General features: G+C 74.6%; 9 protein-coding genes. 2 read left to right on the top strand and 7 right to left on the bottom strand.

Features of this window, described 5'->3' with window-relative positions:
• The 5 genes from tsaE to glmS all read right to left on the bottom strand — a co-directional run.
• Positions 1-573 (bottom strand): tRNA (adenosine(37)-N6)-threonylcarbamoyltransferase complex ATPase subunit type 1 TsaE (gene tsaE, locus HMPREF3159_RS16760; RefSeq protein ID WP_083305930.1); only part of this gene is annotated, 573 nt, incomplete at its 3' end.
• The gene (gene alr, locus HMPREF3159_RS11750) at positions 570-1742 is read right to left on the bottom strand and encodes an alanine racemase (protein ID WP_070501177.1); all 1173 of its coding nucleotides are present in this window, start codon (positions 1740-1742) and stop codon (positions 570-572) included. The genes tsaE and alr, both read right to left, overlap by 4 nt.
• Complete coding sequence (locus HMPREF3159_RS11745) at positions 1739-3286, bottom strand: NAD(P)H-hydrate dehydratase (RefSeq protein ID WP_070501176.1); 1548 nt, start codon at positions 3284-3286, stop codon at positions 1739-1741. The genes alr and HMPREF3159_RS11745 overlap by 4 nt, the downstream gene beginning before the upstream one ends.
• On the bottom strand, positions 3286-3741 hold the full coding sequence (locus HMPREF3159_RS11740) for a holo-ACP synthase (RefSeq protein WP_010550270.1): 456 nt from the start codon (positions 3739-3741) through the stop codon (positions 3286-3288). Before HMPREF3159_RS11740 ends, HMPREF3159_RS11745 begins: the two co-directional genes overlap by 1 nt.
• A 166-nt stretch (positions 3742-3907) precedes the next feature.
• Positions 3908-5776 carry a glutamine--fructose-6-phosphate transaminase (isomerizing) gene (gene glmS / locus HMPREF3159_RS11735; protein WP_070501175.1) on the bottom strand — a complete coding sequence of 623 codons (1869 nt, stop codon included), beginning with the start codon at positions 5774-5776 and terminating at the stop codon, positions 3908-3910.
• Positions 5777-6081: 305 nt separating this feature from the next.
• On the opposite strand from glmS, the gene coaA reads away from it, so the two are divergent.
• Positions 6082-7038 carry a type I pantothenate kinase gene (gene coaA / locus HMPREF3159_RS11730; RefSeq protein ID WP_070501174.1) on the top strand — a complete coding sequence of 319 codons (957 nt, stop codon included), beginning with the start codon at positions 6082-6084 and terminating at the stop codon, positions 7036-7038.
• 47 nt (positions 7039-7085) lie between these two features.
• On the opposite strand, the gene glmM is transcribed toward coaA, so the two are convergent.
• Complete coding sequence (glmM, locus tag HMPREF3159_RS11725; protein WP_070501173.1) at positions 7086-8432, bottom strand: phosphoglucosamine mutase; 1347 nt, start codon at positions 8430-8432, stop codon at positions 7086-7088.
• Positions 8433-8606: 174 nt separating this feature from the next.
• On the opposite strand from glmM, the gene HMPREF3159_RS11720 reads away from it, so the two are divergent.
• The gene (locus tag HMPREF3159_RS11720; protein ID WP_070501172.1) at positions 8607-12065 is read left to right on the top strand and encodes a DEAD/DEAH box helicase; all 3459 of its coding nucleotides are present in this window, start codon (positions 8607-8609) and stop codon (positions 12063-12065) included.
• A 63-nt stretch (positions 12066-12128) separates the two neighbouring features.
• Here HMPREF3159_RS11720 and HMPREF3159_RS11715 read toward each other — a convergent pair.
• Positions 12129-12954 (bottom strand): CoA transferase (locus HMPREF3159_RS11715; RefSeq protein WP_210388873.1); only part of this gene is annotated, 826 nt, incomplete at its 5' end.

Here is a 12954-nt window from a genome sequence, read left to right as displayed (position 1 = left end):
CCCCGCCACCGCAGCGAGCGCCGCCTCGAGCGCGGCGATCGCGGCGCCGTCCCAGCGGGGCCCGCGCGGGGTGAGCCGCAGCGTGCGGGGCTCGTCCGGGTCCAGCGGGTCGTCGACCCGGTCGGGCCGCTCGAGCTCGACCAGCAGCACGGAGTCCGCGAGATGCTCGACCCGGTCCCTGCCCCACTCCACGACGGTCACGGCGCGGTCGAGATCGGCCTCGAGGTCGAGGTCGTCGATCTCGCCCTCGCCGCCGAGGCGGTAGGCGTCCACGTGCACGAGGTCGGGGCCGCCCGCGAGGTTCGGGTGGACCCGCTCGATCACGAAGGTGGGCGAGGCGACGGGGCCGCGCACGCCGAGGCCGGCGCCGAGGCCCTGGGTGAAGGTGGTCTTGCCGGCGCCGAGCGGCCCGTCCAGGACCAGCAGGTCGCCCGCGCGCAGCGCCCCGGAGAGCGCCTGGGCGAGGGCGCGGGTGCCGTCCGCGTCGCGGGTGTGCAGCACGAGGACGCCGTCGGCCTCCCCCGCCGCGCCGTCCGCGCTCCCGGCCGCGCCGCTCCCCTGCGCCGCGCTCATGCGCGCACCTCCCGGGTGACGCGCCCGGAGACGGAGGTCAGCACCTCGTAGGGGATGGTCTCCGCGGCGCGGGCCCAGTGATCCGCGGTCGGGGCGGAGGGGGCGTCGGGCTCTCCGCCCGCGTCGCCGAACAGGACCACTTCGTCACCGGCCCGGGCGGCGGTCCCGGGGCCGAGGTCCACGACGATCTGGTCCATGCTGATCCGGCCCACCTGGGGGACGCGGCGGTCCCCGCTCCGGGTGCGCACCAGCACCTCGATGCTGTCCGAGGCGGTGCGGTGGAGGCCGTCGGCGTAGCCGATCGGCACCAGGCCCAGAGTCGTGGCTCGGCGGGTGCGGTGGATCCGGCCGTAGCCGACGCTGTGCCCCTCGGGCACCTCCTTGACCAGCGCGAGCCTGCTGGAGAGGGTCATCGCGGGACGCAGCGGCACGTCGGCCGGGACCGGCGGATAGCCGTACAGCGCGATGCCAGGACGCACGATGTCGCGGTGCAGGTCGGGGCGGGTGAGGGTCGCGGCGGAGTTCGCGATGTGCTGCAGCGGGATCGGTCCCACCTCGTCCTCGAGCGCCTCGCAGGCCGAGTCGAGCAGCTCCGCCTGCTGATCGGTGGCGGGATCCTCGGGATCGTCCGCGCTGGTCAGGTGGGTCCAGGCGGCGGTGAGCTGGAGGAAGTCGTCGTCGCGGATCGCGGCACCCATCTCCCGGACCTGCCAGGGCAGGACACCGTTGCGGCCCATGCCGGTGTCGATCTTGAGGTGGACGCGGGCGCGGCGGTCGGCCTCGCGGGCGGCCTCGGTGACGAGCTGCAGCATCTCCAGGGAGCCGACAGCGACGTCGACGCCGGAGCGCAGCACCTCGGGCAGCACGATCCGCGCGGTGTGCGGCTCGTACAGCCAGGTGAGGATCTGCACGTCGAGGTCCGCGCGGGCCAGCGCCAGGGCGCTCGCGGGATGGGCGACGCCGAGCCAGGTCGCGCCACCCTCGATCGCGGCCCGGGCGGCGGTGAGCATCCCGTGCCCGTAGCCGTCGGCCTTCACGACCGCCATCAACGCCGTCTGCTCCTCGAGGAGCGTCCCCAGCGCCCGCGTGTTCTGCGTGATCGCGGAGGGGTCGATCACCGCCCGGTTGGGCACGTGCCGTGGGTCCTCGGCAGGGATCGGGATGGTCATCGGGCTCCTCGGTTCAGGTCCTGGGCGTCCGCCAGGATAGTCCCGATGGCCTCCGGCAGAGAGTCCGCGACGTCGAGGGCGACCAGGGGGTGCAGTCCGTCACGCGAGGCGAGGCGCCCGGCGCGGCCGTGGAGCAGCGCCGCGAGCGCGGCGGCGTCGGGGCCGGGCAGGCCCGCGGCGAGCAGGGTGCCGAGCACCCCGGCGAGCACGTCGCCGGTGCCGGCGGTCGCGAGCTGGGGCGTGGCGTCGTCCTGGGAGCGCAGCGGCCCGCCGTCCCCGGGGGCGACGAGGGTGATCGCGCCCTTGAGCAGCACGGTCGCGCCGGTCGCGGCGGCGAGCGCGCGAGCGAGCTCGGGCGCGGGCAGGTCCGGGTCGATGTCGAGGCGGCGGGCGAGACGCTCGGCCTCGCCGCGGTGCGGGGTGAGCACCACGTCGGGGCCGAAGCGGACGCCGGGGTCGATCGCCCCGAGCGCGCCCGCGTCGAGCACGCCGCGTCGCGGCGAGTTCGACGGCACGTCCATCTGCCCGGCCAGCAGCGCGACGCCCCGGCGCACGCGCGGGTCGTCGCTGGGCAGGCCGGGGCCGATCACGACGGCATGGGTGCGGGCGAGGGTCTCGTCGTCCAGCACCCGGCCGCCGGCGCGACCGGGGCCGACAGGATGGCCGACGGTCTCGGGACGGGCCCGCAGCACCAGGTCGAGCACGGCCTGCGGGGCGAGGCAGCGGACCATGCCCGCGCCGGTGCGGGCGGCGCCGGAGACGGCGAGGACCGCGGCGCCGGGATACTGCTCGCTGCCGGCGGCGAGGGCGACCACGCCGCGGCGGTACTTGGTGGAGTCGCGGCCCGGGCGCGGCAGGAGGGCGGGCACGTCGGCGTCCTCGAGCCGCTCGACCGCCGCACGGGCGGGGAGGTGCTGGTCCAGGCCGAGATCCACCAGGTGCACGGTCCCGGCGAGCTCGGCGCCGCCGGGCAGCAGCAGTCCCGCCTTCACGGCGCCGAAGGTGACGGTCTCCCGGGCCGGGAGCGCCTCGGGGGCGGCCTGCCCGGTGGTGGCGTCGACGAAGCTCGGCAGGTCGGCGGCGAGGACGGGCACGCCGCTCTCCCTCACCGTCTCGAGCAGTGGGTGGAGCTCGGCGGGCGCCTCGGGGCGGCCGCCGATGCCGAGGATCGCGTCGATCACCAGGTCGGCGCCGCTGAGGAGGTGGGCGAGGCGCTCCTCGTCGAGACCCGCGAGGGGGTGGAGGGCCCCGCCCGCCGCCTCCAGCGCAGCGGCCCCCTCCTCGTGGCGGCGCGGAGCAGTGGTGATCGCAGCGGCGTCCAGGGAGTGCTCGCGGCGCAGGATCGCGGCGGCGTGGAGGCCGTCGCCGCCGTTGGAGCCCGCCCCGGCCAGGACCAGCACCTGCGGGGCGAAGGGCGCCGAGCGCAGGTGGTGGACGGCGCGCTCTGCCAGCGCCGCGGCGGCGCGGAGCATGAGCGGCTCCCCCGCCTCGAGCAGGGGCCGCTCGGCCTCGCGCACCGCCTCGGCGCCGTGGGCCCGCAGCATCACAGGCTCCTCGGGGCGGAGGCGCGCTCGGCGACGACGATCGCGGTCGCGATCGCGCCGTCGTGCGAGAGGGAGAGATGCAGGTGCTCGACGTCCTGTCGCTCGGCGGCGGCGAGGGTCGCGCCCCGCAGACGCAGGTGCGGGCGCCGGCCGGCGGCGCGCTCGACGGTCACGTCCTGCCAGGAGAAGTCGCCGGGCGCGCCGAGGGCCTTGCCCACCGCCTCCTTCGCGGCGACCCGCGCCGCGCGCGAGGCCGGCGAGAGCTCCCGCTCCCCCGGGGTCAGGAGGCGGTCCAGCAGGGCGGGGGTGCGGGAGATCATCGCGTCCAGGCGCGGGATGTCCACGACGTCCACACCGACGCCGACGATCGTCCCGTCCTCCCGCGGCGCGAACGCCCGGCCACCGAAGGTCTCGTCGGGGCCGGGCGTCGGGGTCGCGGTGGGAAAGGTGCTCACAGGGGCAGTATCACACCACCGGCCGCCTCGCGGGGCGAGGCGGCCGGTGGTCGACGGCGCGAGGCGCCGCCCGGAGAGCTGCTCCTGCGAACGCGGAGAGGCCCGTCGGACGAGCGATCCCGACGGGCACGCTCACCCGACGGGACAGCTCATCCGAGGTGGCGGGTCACTCGACGGTGACGGACTTCGCGAGGTTGCGGGGCTGGTCCACGTCCAGGCCCTTCGCGGTCGCGAGCTCGCAGGAGAAGATCTGCAGCGGGATCACGGTCAGCAGCGCCGCGAAGAGGGTGCGCGTGGCGGGCACGCGGATCACCTCGTCGGCGTAGGGCAGCACCGCGTCGTCGCCCTCCTCGGCGATCACCAGGGTGCGGGCGCCGCGGGCGCGCACCTCCTGGATGTTGGAGACGACCTTGGAGTGCAGGGAGTGACGGCCGCGCGGGGAGGGCACGATGACGAACACCGGCTGTCCCTCCTCGACCAGGGCGATCGGGCCGTGCTTGAGCTCGCCGGCGGCGAAGCCCTCGGCGTGGATGTAGGCGATCTCCTTGAGCTTGAGCGCGCCCTCCATCGCGGTCGGGTAGCCGACGTGGCGGCCCAGGAACAGCACGCTGGAGACGTCCTTCATGTCCTTGGCGAGCTGCTCGACCTGCGCGGAGCTGTCCAGGACCTGCTGGATCTGGGCGGGGATCTGCTCGAGATCCTCCATCAGCGCCGCGATCTCGTCGGGGAAGAGGTTGCCGCGCACCTGGGCGAGGAACAGGCCCAGCAGGTAGCTCGCGACGATCTGGCCGAGGTACGCCTTGGTGGAGGCGACCGCGATCTCGGGGCCGACGTGCAGGTACAGCGCCGCGTCGGACTCGCGCGGGATGGTGGAGCCGCGGGTGTTGCACAGCGCGATCACCTTCGCGCCCTGCTCGCGGGCGTGGCGCACCGCCATCAGGGTGTCCATCGTCTCGCCGGACTGGGAGATCGCGACGACCAGGGTCTTCTCGGTGACGACCGGGTCGCGGTAGCGGAACTCGTGGGCGAGCTCGACCTCGGTGGGGATGCGGCACCAGTGCTCGATCGCGTACTTCGCGACGGCGCCGGCGTTCGCGGCGGTGCCGCAGGCGATCACGACGATCTTGTCGATGCTGCGCAGCACCGAGGGGTCGATCTCCATGTCGTCGAGCTGGAGGGTGCCGTTCTCGAGGCGGCCGCGGAGGGTGTCGGCGACGGCGCTCGACTGCTCGTGGATCTCCTTGGCCATGAAGGAGTCGTAGCCGCCCTTCTGCGCGGCCGCGGCGTCCCACTCGATGGTGTAGCGCTTGGTGTCGGTGACCTCGTTGCCGTCGAAGTCGACGATCGCGACCGAGTCGGCGGAGACGGTGACGACCTGGTCCTGGCCGATCTCGAGCGCCTCCTTGGTGGAGTCGACGAAGGCGGCGACGTCGGAGCCGAGGAAGTTCTCGCCCTCGCCGAGGCCGACGACCAGCGGGGAGTTGCGGCGGGCGGCGACGACGACGTCCGGCGCGTCGCGGTGGACGGCCAGGAGCGTGAAGGCGCCCTCGAGGTTCGCGGCGGTGCGGCGCATCGCCTCGGTGAGGTCTCCGGAGGCCTCCATCTCGCGGGCGACCAGGTGCGCGGCGGCCTCGGAATCGGTCTCGGAGGAGAAGGTGAAGCCGTCGGCCTCGAGCTCGGCGCGCAGCGCGGCGAAGTTCTCGATGATGCCGTTGTGGACCAGGGCGAGCTCGCCGTCGCGGCCGCCGAGGTGGGGGTGGGCGTTGCCGTCCGTGGGGCCGCCGTGGGTGGCCCAGCGGGTGTGCGCGATGGCGACGTGCCCCGTGGACTCCGCGGAGCCCTCGAGCGCCTCGCGGAGGTTCGCGAGCTTGCCGGCGCGCTTGGTCACGCGCACAGCGCCGTCGTCCAGGACGGCGACGCCCGCGGAGTCGTAGCCGCGGTACTCGAGGCGGGCGAGGCCCTGGAGGGCCACGTCCACGGGACGGGAGGAGGGTGCTGCGGCGCGGGGGCCTGCGTATCCGACGATTCCACACATGCCGCTCACCGTAGCTTTCCGCGTCCCGCACGACGCCGTGCACGCAGGATCGCAGCGAGTCGTTCCTCACCTCGCGACCCCTCGCCGCGCAGGCGTGGCCGAGCGTGCACGGGACCGATCAGAAATGCGCAGACGGGCACGGGCGCGCTGGTCGCCCCGTCGCGTCCCCTGCCTCCGGTCGTGCCGTCGGCCCCTGCCGGGCAGGGCGCCGGGAGGTGCCGTGGCGGGAGCCGGGAGCGGCTCCGCCCGGTGGGTCGACGCACCGCTGCACGGCGCGGCGCCGGAATGCTGGAAGAATCTCCCGCATGAAGGCAGCATCGGCGCACGCCACGGTCACCCCGTTCGAGGAGATCCTCCGAGAGGACTGGGCCCGGCTCTCCCAGCAGACCCCGCTGCCGCTGAACGAGGAGGACGTGGACCGCCTGCGCGGCCTCGGCGACCGGGTGGACCTCTCCGAGGTCGACGCCGTCTACCGCCCCATCTCCCGCCTGCTGAACATCCAGGTCGCGGCCGCGCAGTCGCTGCGACGGGCGCGGGAGGAGTTCCTGGACCAGCGCCAGCAGCGCACCCCGTACATCATCGGCGTGGCCGGCTCGGTGGCCGTCGGCAAGTCGACCACCGCGCGACTGCTGCGCGAGCTCATGGCCCGCTGGCCCGAGACCCCGCGCGTGCAGCTCGTGACCACCGACGGATTCCTGTACCCCAACCGGGTGCTCGAGTCGCGCGGGATCATGCAGCGCAAGGGCTTCCCGGAGAGCTACGACCGGCGCCGTCTGCTGCGCTTCATGGCGGACGTGAAGGCCGGGCAGGAGCGGGTCGAGGCGCCGGTCTACTCCCACCTGACCTACGACATCCTCGAGGACGAGAAGGCCGTGGTGGAGCAGCCGGACGTGCTCATCGTCGAGGGTCTGAACGTGCTCCAGCCGGCCCGGCCCCGCCGCGACGGACGGCTCGGCATGGCCGTCTCGGACTTCTTCGACTTCTCCGTCTACGTCGACGCGCGGGCCGAGGACGTCCAGCGCTGGTACGTGGATCGCTTCCTCGCGCTGCGCCGCACCGCGTTCTCCGACCCGCGCTCCTACTTCCGCCGCTACGCCGACCTCACCGACGAGGAGGCCGCGGCGACCGCGCAGCGGATCTGGGGCTCGATCAACGGCCCGAACCTCGCCGAGAACGTGATCCCCACCCGCGGCCGCGCCGACCTCGTGCTGCGCAAGGACGGCCGGCACCGGGTCCACTCGGTGCTGCTGCGCAAGGTCTGAGCCCGCGGGGGCCGGGCCGTGTGCGTCGGCCCCGGCCCGGGCGGGGCTCAGAGGCCGACGCGCTCGCGGACCACGACGGCGAGGCGCTCGGCCACGGCGTGCGCCTGCTCGTCGGTGGGGGCCTCGACCATCACGCGCACGACGGGCTCGGTGCCGGAGGGGCGCAGCAGCACGCGGCCGGTCTCCCCGAGCTCCCTCTCCGCCGCCGCGATCGCGTCGCCGACACCGCGGTCGATGGTGGCCTTGGCCTTGTCGACGTCCTTGACGTTGATCAGCGCCTGCGGCATGCGGGTCATCACGGCCTTGAGCTCCGCGGCGGTGCGGCCGGTCTCGGCGATGCGCTGGAGCAGGTGGAGGGCGGTGAGCTCGCCGTCGCCGGTGGTGGCGTGCTCGGCGATGATCACGTGGCCGGACTGCTCGCCGCCGATGGAGAAGCCGCCGAGGTTCATCTCCTCGAGCACGTAGCGGTCGCCGACGGCGGTCTGCCCCAGCACGATCCCGTGCTCCTTCATGGCGAGCTTGAGGCCGAGGTTGCTCATGACGGTGACGACCAGGGTGTCCTCGTGGAGCTTGCCGCGCTCTTTGAGGTCCAGGGCCAGGATCGCCATGATCTGGTCGCCGTCGATGATCTCGCCCGCCGCGTCGACGGCGAGGCAGCGGTCGGCGTCGCCGTCGAAGGCCACGCCGATGTCGGCGCCGTGCTCGCGCACCGCGGCCTGCAGCGGCTCGAGGTGGGTGGAGCCGACGCCGTCGTTGATCAGCCCGCCGTCGGAGCAGTCGCCGATCACGTGCACGGTCGCGCCGGCGCGGCGCAGCGCCTCGGGGCCGGAGATCGCGGCGGCGCCGTTGGCGCAGTCGGCGACGACGGTGAGGCCTTCGAGGGAGCGGTCCAGGGTCGAGACGAGGTGGGTCACGTACTCCTCGATCGCGCCCTCGTAGCGGGTGATGGTGCCGACGTCGGTGCCCTGCGGGCGCTCCCACTGCTCCCCGAGGCGGGCCTCGATCGCGTCCTCGACCTCGTCGGGCAGCTTGGTGCCGCCGCGGGCGAAGAACTTGATGCCGTTGTCGGGGGCGGGGTTGTGGGAGGCGGAGATCATCACGCCGAGGTCCGCGCCCGTGGACTGCACGAGATAGGCGAGGCCCGGCGTGGGCAGCACCTCGGCGTCGAGCACGTCCACGCCCGCGGACGCGAGGCCGGCGCTGACCGCGGCGGCGAGGAAGTGCCCCGAGGGACGCGTGTCGCGGGCGACGATCGCGCGGGGGCGGGTGCCGCCGAAGGCGCCGAGCGTGCCGAGCACGTGCGCCGCGCCCACGGACAGCTCGACCGCGAGCTCCGCGGTGATGTCGTCGTTCGCGCGTCCGCGCACTCCGTCGGTGCCGAAGAGTCGTGCCACGGGGGTCTCCTAGGAAGTATCGGGGGTGGTGCTGCTCCCAGACCGGGATCGACGGGGCCGACGGGCTCGTCGATGCCGCGGCGACCGGGAGGACGCTGTGAGACTACCCGCTGAGGGTCGTGATTCCGGTGAGATCCCTCGTGCGCGGGGTGCGGCGCGGGTTACGTTGGCGGGATGTCCCGAACGGTCCTGCTCCCTCGACTGCTGCCCTCCGCGATCAGCCACCACGTGGGCGATCGCACGGCGGGCAGGAGCCTCGCCGCCGCGCGCGGCGGGAGCGTGGGCGCGGTGGACTGGGACGAGGCGAGCTCGACCCTGTCGGCCCAGGTCACGGACACCGACGGCGCCCCGCATCACACCGAGGCGGTCCTGACCGAGTACGAGGAGGACGCCGTCTCCCGCCGCTTCCAGACCCCGGGGCCTGGCGGGCTGTGGCGACCGCTCTCCTCGCGCTGCGACTGCCCGGTGGGCGAGGCATGCCTGCACGTCGGAGCGCTGCTGTACCGGACCAACGACCTCGCCGTCCGCGCCGCGCGGGAGGAGCCGCCCGCGGAGTGGCGCACAGTGCTGCGCCCCCTGCTGAGCTCCCGCGCCTCCTCCGCGCGGTCCGGGACCGTCGCGAAGCCGCTCGCGCTGCGGGTGGATCTCGAGGCGGCGGCCTCGGGCACCGGGACCTCCCGCCACCACCGCGAGGTCGCCACGCCCGCGCATCTCGCCGCCGGCGCCGATCTCTGGCTGGGCCTGCGCCCCGTGACCCGCGGACGCAAGGGCCTGTGGATCAAGGGCGACCTCTCCTGGCGCAGCTTCGAGTTCCGCCTCGCGGGCCGCGAGTACGACCCCGCCCAGGGCGAGGCGCTGACCAGGATCTTCGCGGCCGCCTCGGTGGAGCGCTCCTACACCTCCGGCGCGGTCGACCACCTGTGGCTGAACACCATCACCTCTCCCCTGCTGTGGCAGGCTCTCGCCCACGCGCTGGACGCGGGGGTCGAGCTGCTGCCCGGCAGCGGCCTGGCCGCGATCTCCCTCGCGCGCGAGGGCGAGGCGGGCCTGGACCTGCGGGCGGTCGTCCCCGGCGCGGCCGACGAGATCGCCGACGGAGCCGCCGACGGCCGGGAGCCGTCCGCCGACGAGGGCCCCTCGGGCTCCTCCGCGGACGGGGGCGCCCCGGAGGCCCCCTCCGCCGGGCACTCCCCCGCCGACGCCCAGGTGGAGAGCTCCACCGGTGCCCTCGAGGTTGCCCCGCGCTTCGCGATCGACGGCCTCGAGACGGAGCACGGCCGGCTGCTCGGCGGCGCCGGGGTGCTCGAGGCGCTCCCCGCGGACGAGGAGCTGCTCACGGCCCGCATCGCCCCGCTGCCCGCCGCGGTGCCGCGCGACCTGCGCACCCTCCTGCACCGTCGGGAGCCGCTGCGCGTCCCCGCCGCGGACCGCGAGGCGTTCCTCGACGTCGCCTACCCGAAGCTGCGCGCGCTGAGCCCCATGACCAGCCTCGACGGCAGCGTCGCCCTGCCGGCGGCCCGTCGGCCCGCCCTCCACCTCGAGGCCGCCTACGCCGACGGGGACCGGCTCGCCCTGCGCTGGTCCTGGCGCTACCACGACCCGGACCGGCGCCTGCCGATCGACCAGCGCCAGGGCGCGCACCGTGACACCGCCCACGAGGACGCGGTGATCGCCGAGGCCATGACCCTGTGGCCCCATCAGCCCAGCGACGCCGCCCAGCTCCTCTCCGGCGTGGACACCGCCGAGTTCACCGCCCACGTGCTCGATGCGCTGGACGCCCTGGACCATGTGGAGGTCGAGGTCACCGGCACCCGCCACGCCTACCGCGAGCTCGACGGAGCCCCGCAGGTGCGGATCACCCAGTACGCCTCCCCCGGCAAGAACGACTGGTTCGACCTCGGCTTCGACATCACCGTCGAGGGCCGGCAGATCCCCTTCCCGAGCCTGTTCGTGGCGCTCGCCCGCGGCCGGGACAAGCTGCTGATGCCGGACAGGACCTACTTCTCCCTGGACCACCCCGCCTTCGACGCGCTGCGCGAACTGATCCGCGAGGGCGAGGCCCTGGCCGAGTGGGAGCCCGAGGTCCAGCGGATCTCGAAGTACCAGGTCGACATGTGGGACGAGCTCGCCGAGATCGCCGACCAGACCGAGGCGAGCGCGGAGTGGACCGCGGTCGTCGACCCGCTGCGCGCCCTCGAGCACCGTCCCGCGCCGACGCCGCCCCGCGGCCTGCAGGCGGAGCTGCGGCCCTACCAGCGCGAGGGCTTCGCGTGGCTGGCCATGCTCTTCGACCAGGGGCTCGGCGGGGTGCTCGCCGACGACATGGGCCTGGGCAAGACGGTGCAGACCCTCGCCCTGATCGCCCATGCCCGCGAGCAGTCCCCGTCGGCCCCGCCCTTCCTCGTCGCCGCCCCCGCCTCGGTGCTGCCGGTGTGGCGCCGTGAGGCCGAGCGCTTCGCGCCGGGGCTGCGCGTGCGGGTGCTCGAGGGCACCTCCGCATCCCGCGGCGGCGCCGCCGAGGAGGACCTCGAGGGCGTGGACCTGGTGGTGACCAGCTATGCGGTGCTGCGACTGGACGAGGAGCTGTTCGCCTCGCACCGTTTCCAGGGCTTCGTGCTGGACGAGGCGCAGTTCGTGAAGAACCGCCGTTCCCGCACGCACCTGGCCGCGAAGCGGGTGCGCGCCGGCATGCGCCTGGCGATCACGGGCACCCCGATGGAGAACTCCCTGGACGATCTGTGGGCGATCCTCGACCTGGTCGCGCCGGGCCTGCTCGGCACCGCGATCGGGTTCCGCAAGCGCTTCACGCTCCCGATCGCGACCGGCGAGGCGCCGCAGCGGATGGAGCAGCTGCGCCGTCGGATCCGCCCCTTCCTGCTGCGCCGCACCAAGGAGCTCGTCGCGAAGGAGCTGCCGGAGAAGCACGAGGAGGTGCTCACGGTGACGCTGTCGCCGGAGCACCGCGCGGTCTACGACTCGGTGCTGCAGCGAGAGCGGAAGAAGGTGCTGGGCCTGATCGACACGGACCTGGACCGCTCCCGCTTCATCGTCTTCCGCTCCCTGACCCTGCTGCGGATGCTGGCGCTGGACCCCTCGCTGGTGGACGCGGAGGAGTACGCGGACGTGCCCAGCTCGAAGCTCGAGGCGCTCTTCGACCGGCTCGAGGAGGTCATCGGCGGCGGGCACCGGGTGCTGCTGTTCAGCCAGTTCACGACCTATCTCGACCGGGTCGCCGGGGAGCTCTCGGCCCGCGGGATCGACTTCGCGCACCTGGACGGCTCGACCCGGGACCGCGATGCGGCCGTCAGCGGCTTCCGCGACGGGGACGCGCCGGTGTTCCTGATCTCGCTGAAGGCGGGCGGCTTCGGCCTCACCCTGACCGAGGCGGACTACGTCTTCCTGCTGGACCCGTGGTGGAACCCGGCGGCGGAGAACCAGGCCGTGGACCGCGCCCACCGGATCGGCCAGGACCGGCAGGTGATGGTGTACCGGATGATCGCGGAGGACACGATCGAGGAGAAGGTCCTCGCGCTGCAGCGCCGCAAGGCCGAGCTGTTCGACTCGCTCACCGACGGCGGGGAGGCCTTCCGCTCGGCCGTCACCGCGGAGGACCTGCGCGAGCTGCTGAGCTGAGCACCGGGCAGAGCGCGTCGGCCCCGCGGCTCGGCGAGCCCAGCGGGACGGCCGCCCCGCCTCTCACCGGCGGCCGTCCCCGAGGCGCCCTGCCGCTCGGGGGCTCCAGCGCGGTGCCGCCGCCCCGTACTCGGGGACGTCCCGTTCGATGGTCCGCCCGCCGACCAGGAGCGGGGGCGGCACGGCGACCAGCTCCCGCGCCCCGGAGCGCACCCGGACCGTCGGCATCGGGAGCGCCGCGACCTCACGACCCGTCGGACCGGGCAGGGAGAGCAGCGCCTCCGCGGCGCCGAGCAGGCCGATCCGGAGCGTGCGGGCGCGGCCCGCGGCGAGCGCCTCGAGCACGGCGCCGGCGAGTCGGTGGCCGGTGGCGTGGTCGAGGACCTGGACGGGCAGCGCGCCCGGACGCTCCGCACTTCCGCACAGGGCGGCGATCCCGGTCGCGGCCTGCACGATCGAGTCGAAGCCGGCCCGCTCTCCCCAGGGCCCGCTCCCGCCCCAGGCGGAGAGCGCGCCGATCACGGCGTGCGGAGCGAGGTCGGCGAGGTCCTCGACGCCGAGCCCGTGGCGCGCGAGCGCCCCGGGCCGGTACCCGGTGAGGATCACGTCGGCCCCAGCGGCGAGCGTGCGCGCTCTCTCCCGTTGCGCGGCATCACGCAGGTCGAGGATCGCGGAGCGCTTGCCCATGCCCGTCGAGAGGTGCTGGGCGAGGATCTCGGGGCGGTGCGAGGGATCGATGCGCAGCACGTCGGCGCCGAGGCAGGCCAAGAGCTGGGAGGCGGTGGGGCCGGCGATCACGCGGGTGAGGTCCAGGACCCGCACGCCGTCGAGGAGCCCGCCGGCGGCGCCGTCGCCTCCGCCCCGGGGCGCCGTGGCCGACGGGACGGTG

The organism is Brachybacterium sp. HMSC06H03, assembly GCF_001807385.1.
Lineage (GTDB): Bacteria > Actinomycetota > Actinomycetes > Actinomycetales > Dermabacteraceae > Brachybacterium > Brachybacterium conglomeratum.
The sequence above is the reverse complement of the archived record's forward strand: the minus strand, read 5'-3'. Positions and strand labels throughout refer to the sequence as shown.

Coding starts and splice junctions, on each gene's coding strand:
- alr (WP_070501177.1), bottom strand. CDS start 1,742: ATGACCATCCCGATCCCTGCCGAGGACCCACGGCACGTGCCCAACCGG.
- HMPREF3159_RS11745 (WP_070501176.1), bottom strand. CDS start 3,286: ATGCTGCGGGCCCACGGCGCCGAGGCGGTGCGCGAGGCCGAGCGGCCC.
- glmS (WP_070501175.1), bottom strand. CDS start 5,776: ATGTGTGGAATCGTCGGATACGCAGGCCCCCGCGCCGCAGCACCCTCC.
- coaA (WP_070501174.1), top strand. CDS start 6,082: ATGAAGGCAGCATCGGCGCACGCCACGGTCACCCCGTTCGAGGAGATC.
- HMPREF3159_RS11720 (WP_070501172.1), top strand. CDS start 8,607: ATGTCCCGAACGGTCCTGCTCCCTCGACTGCTGCCCTCCGCGATCAGC.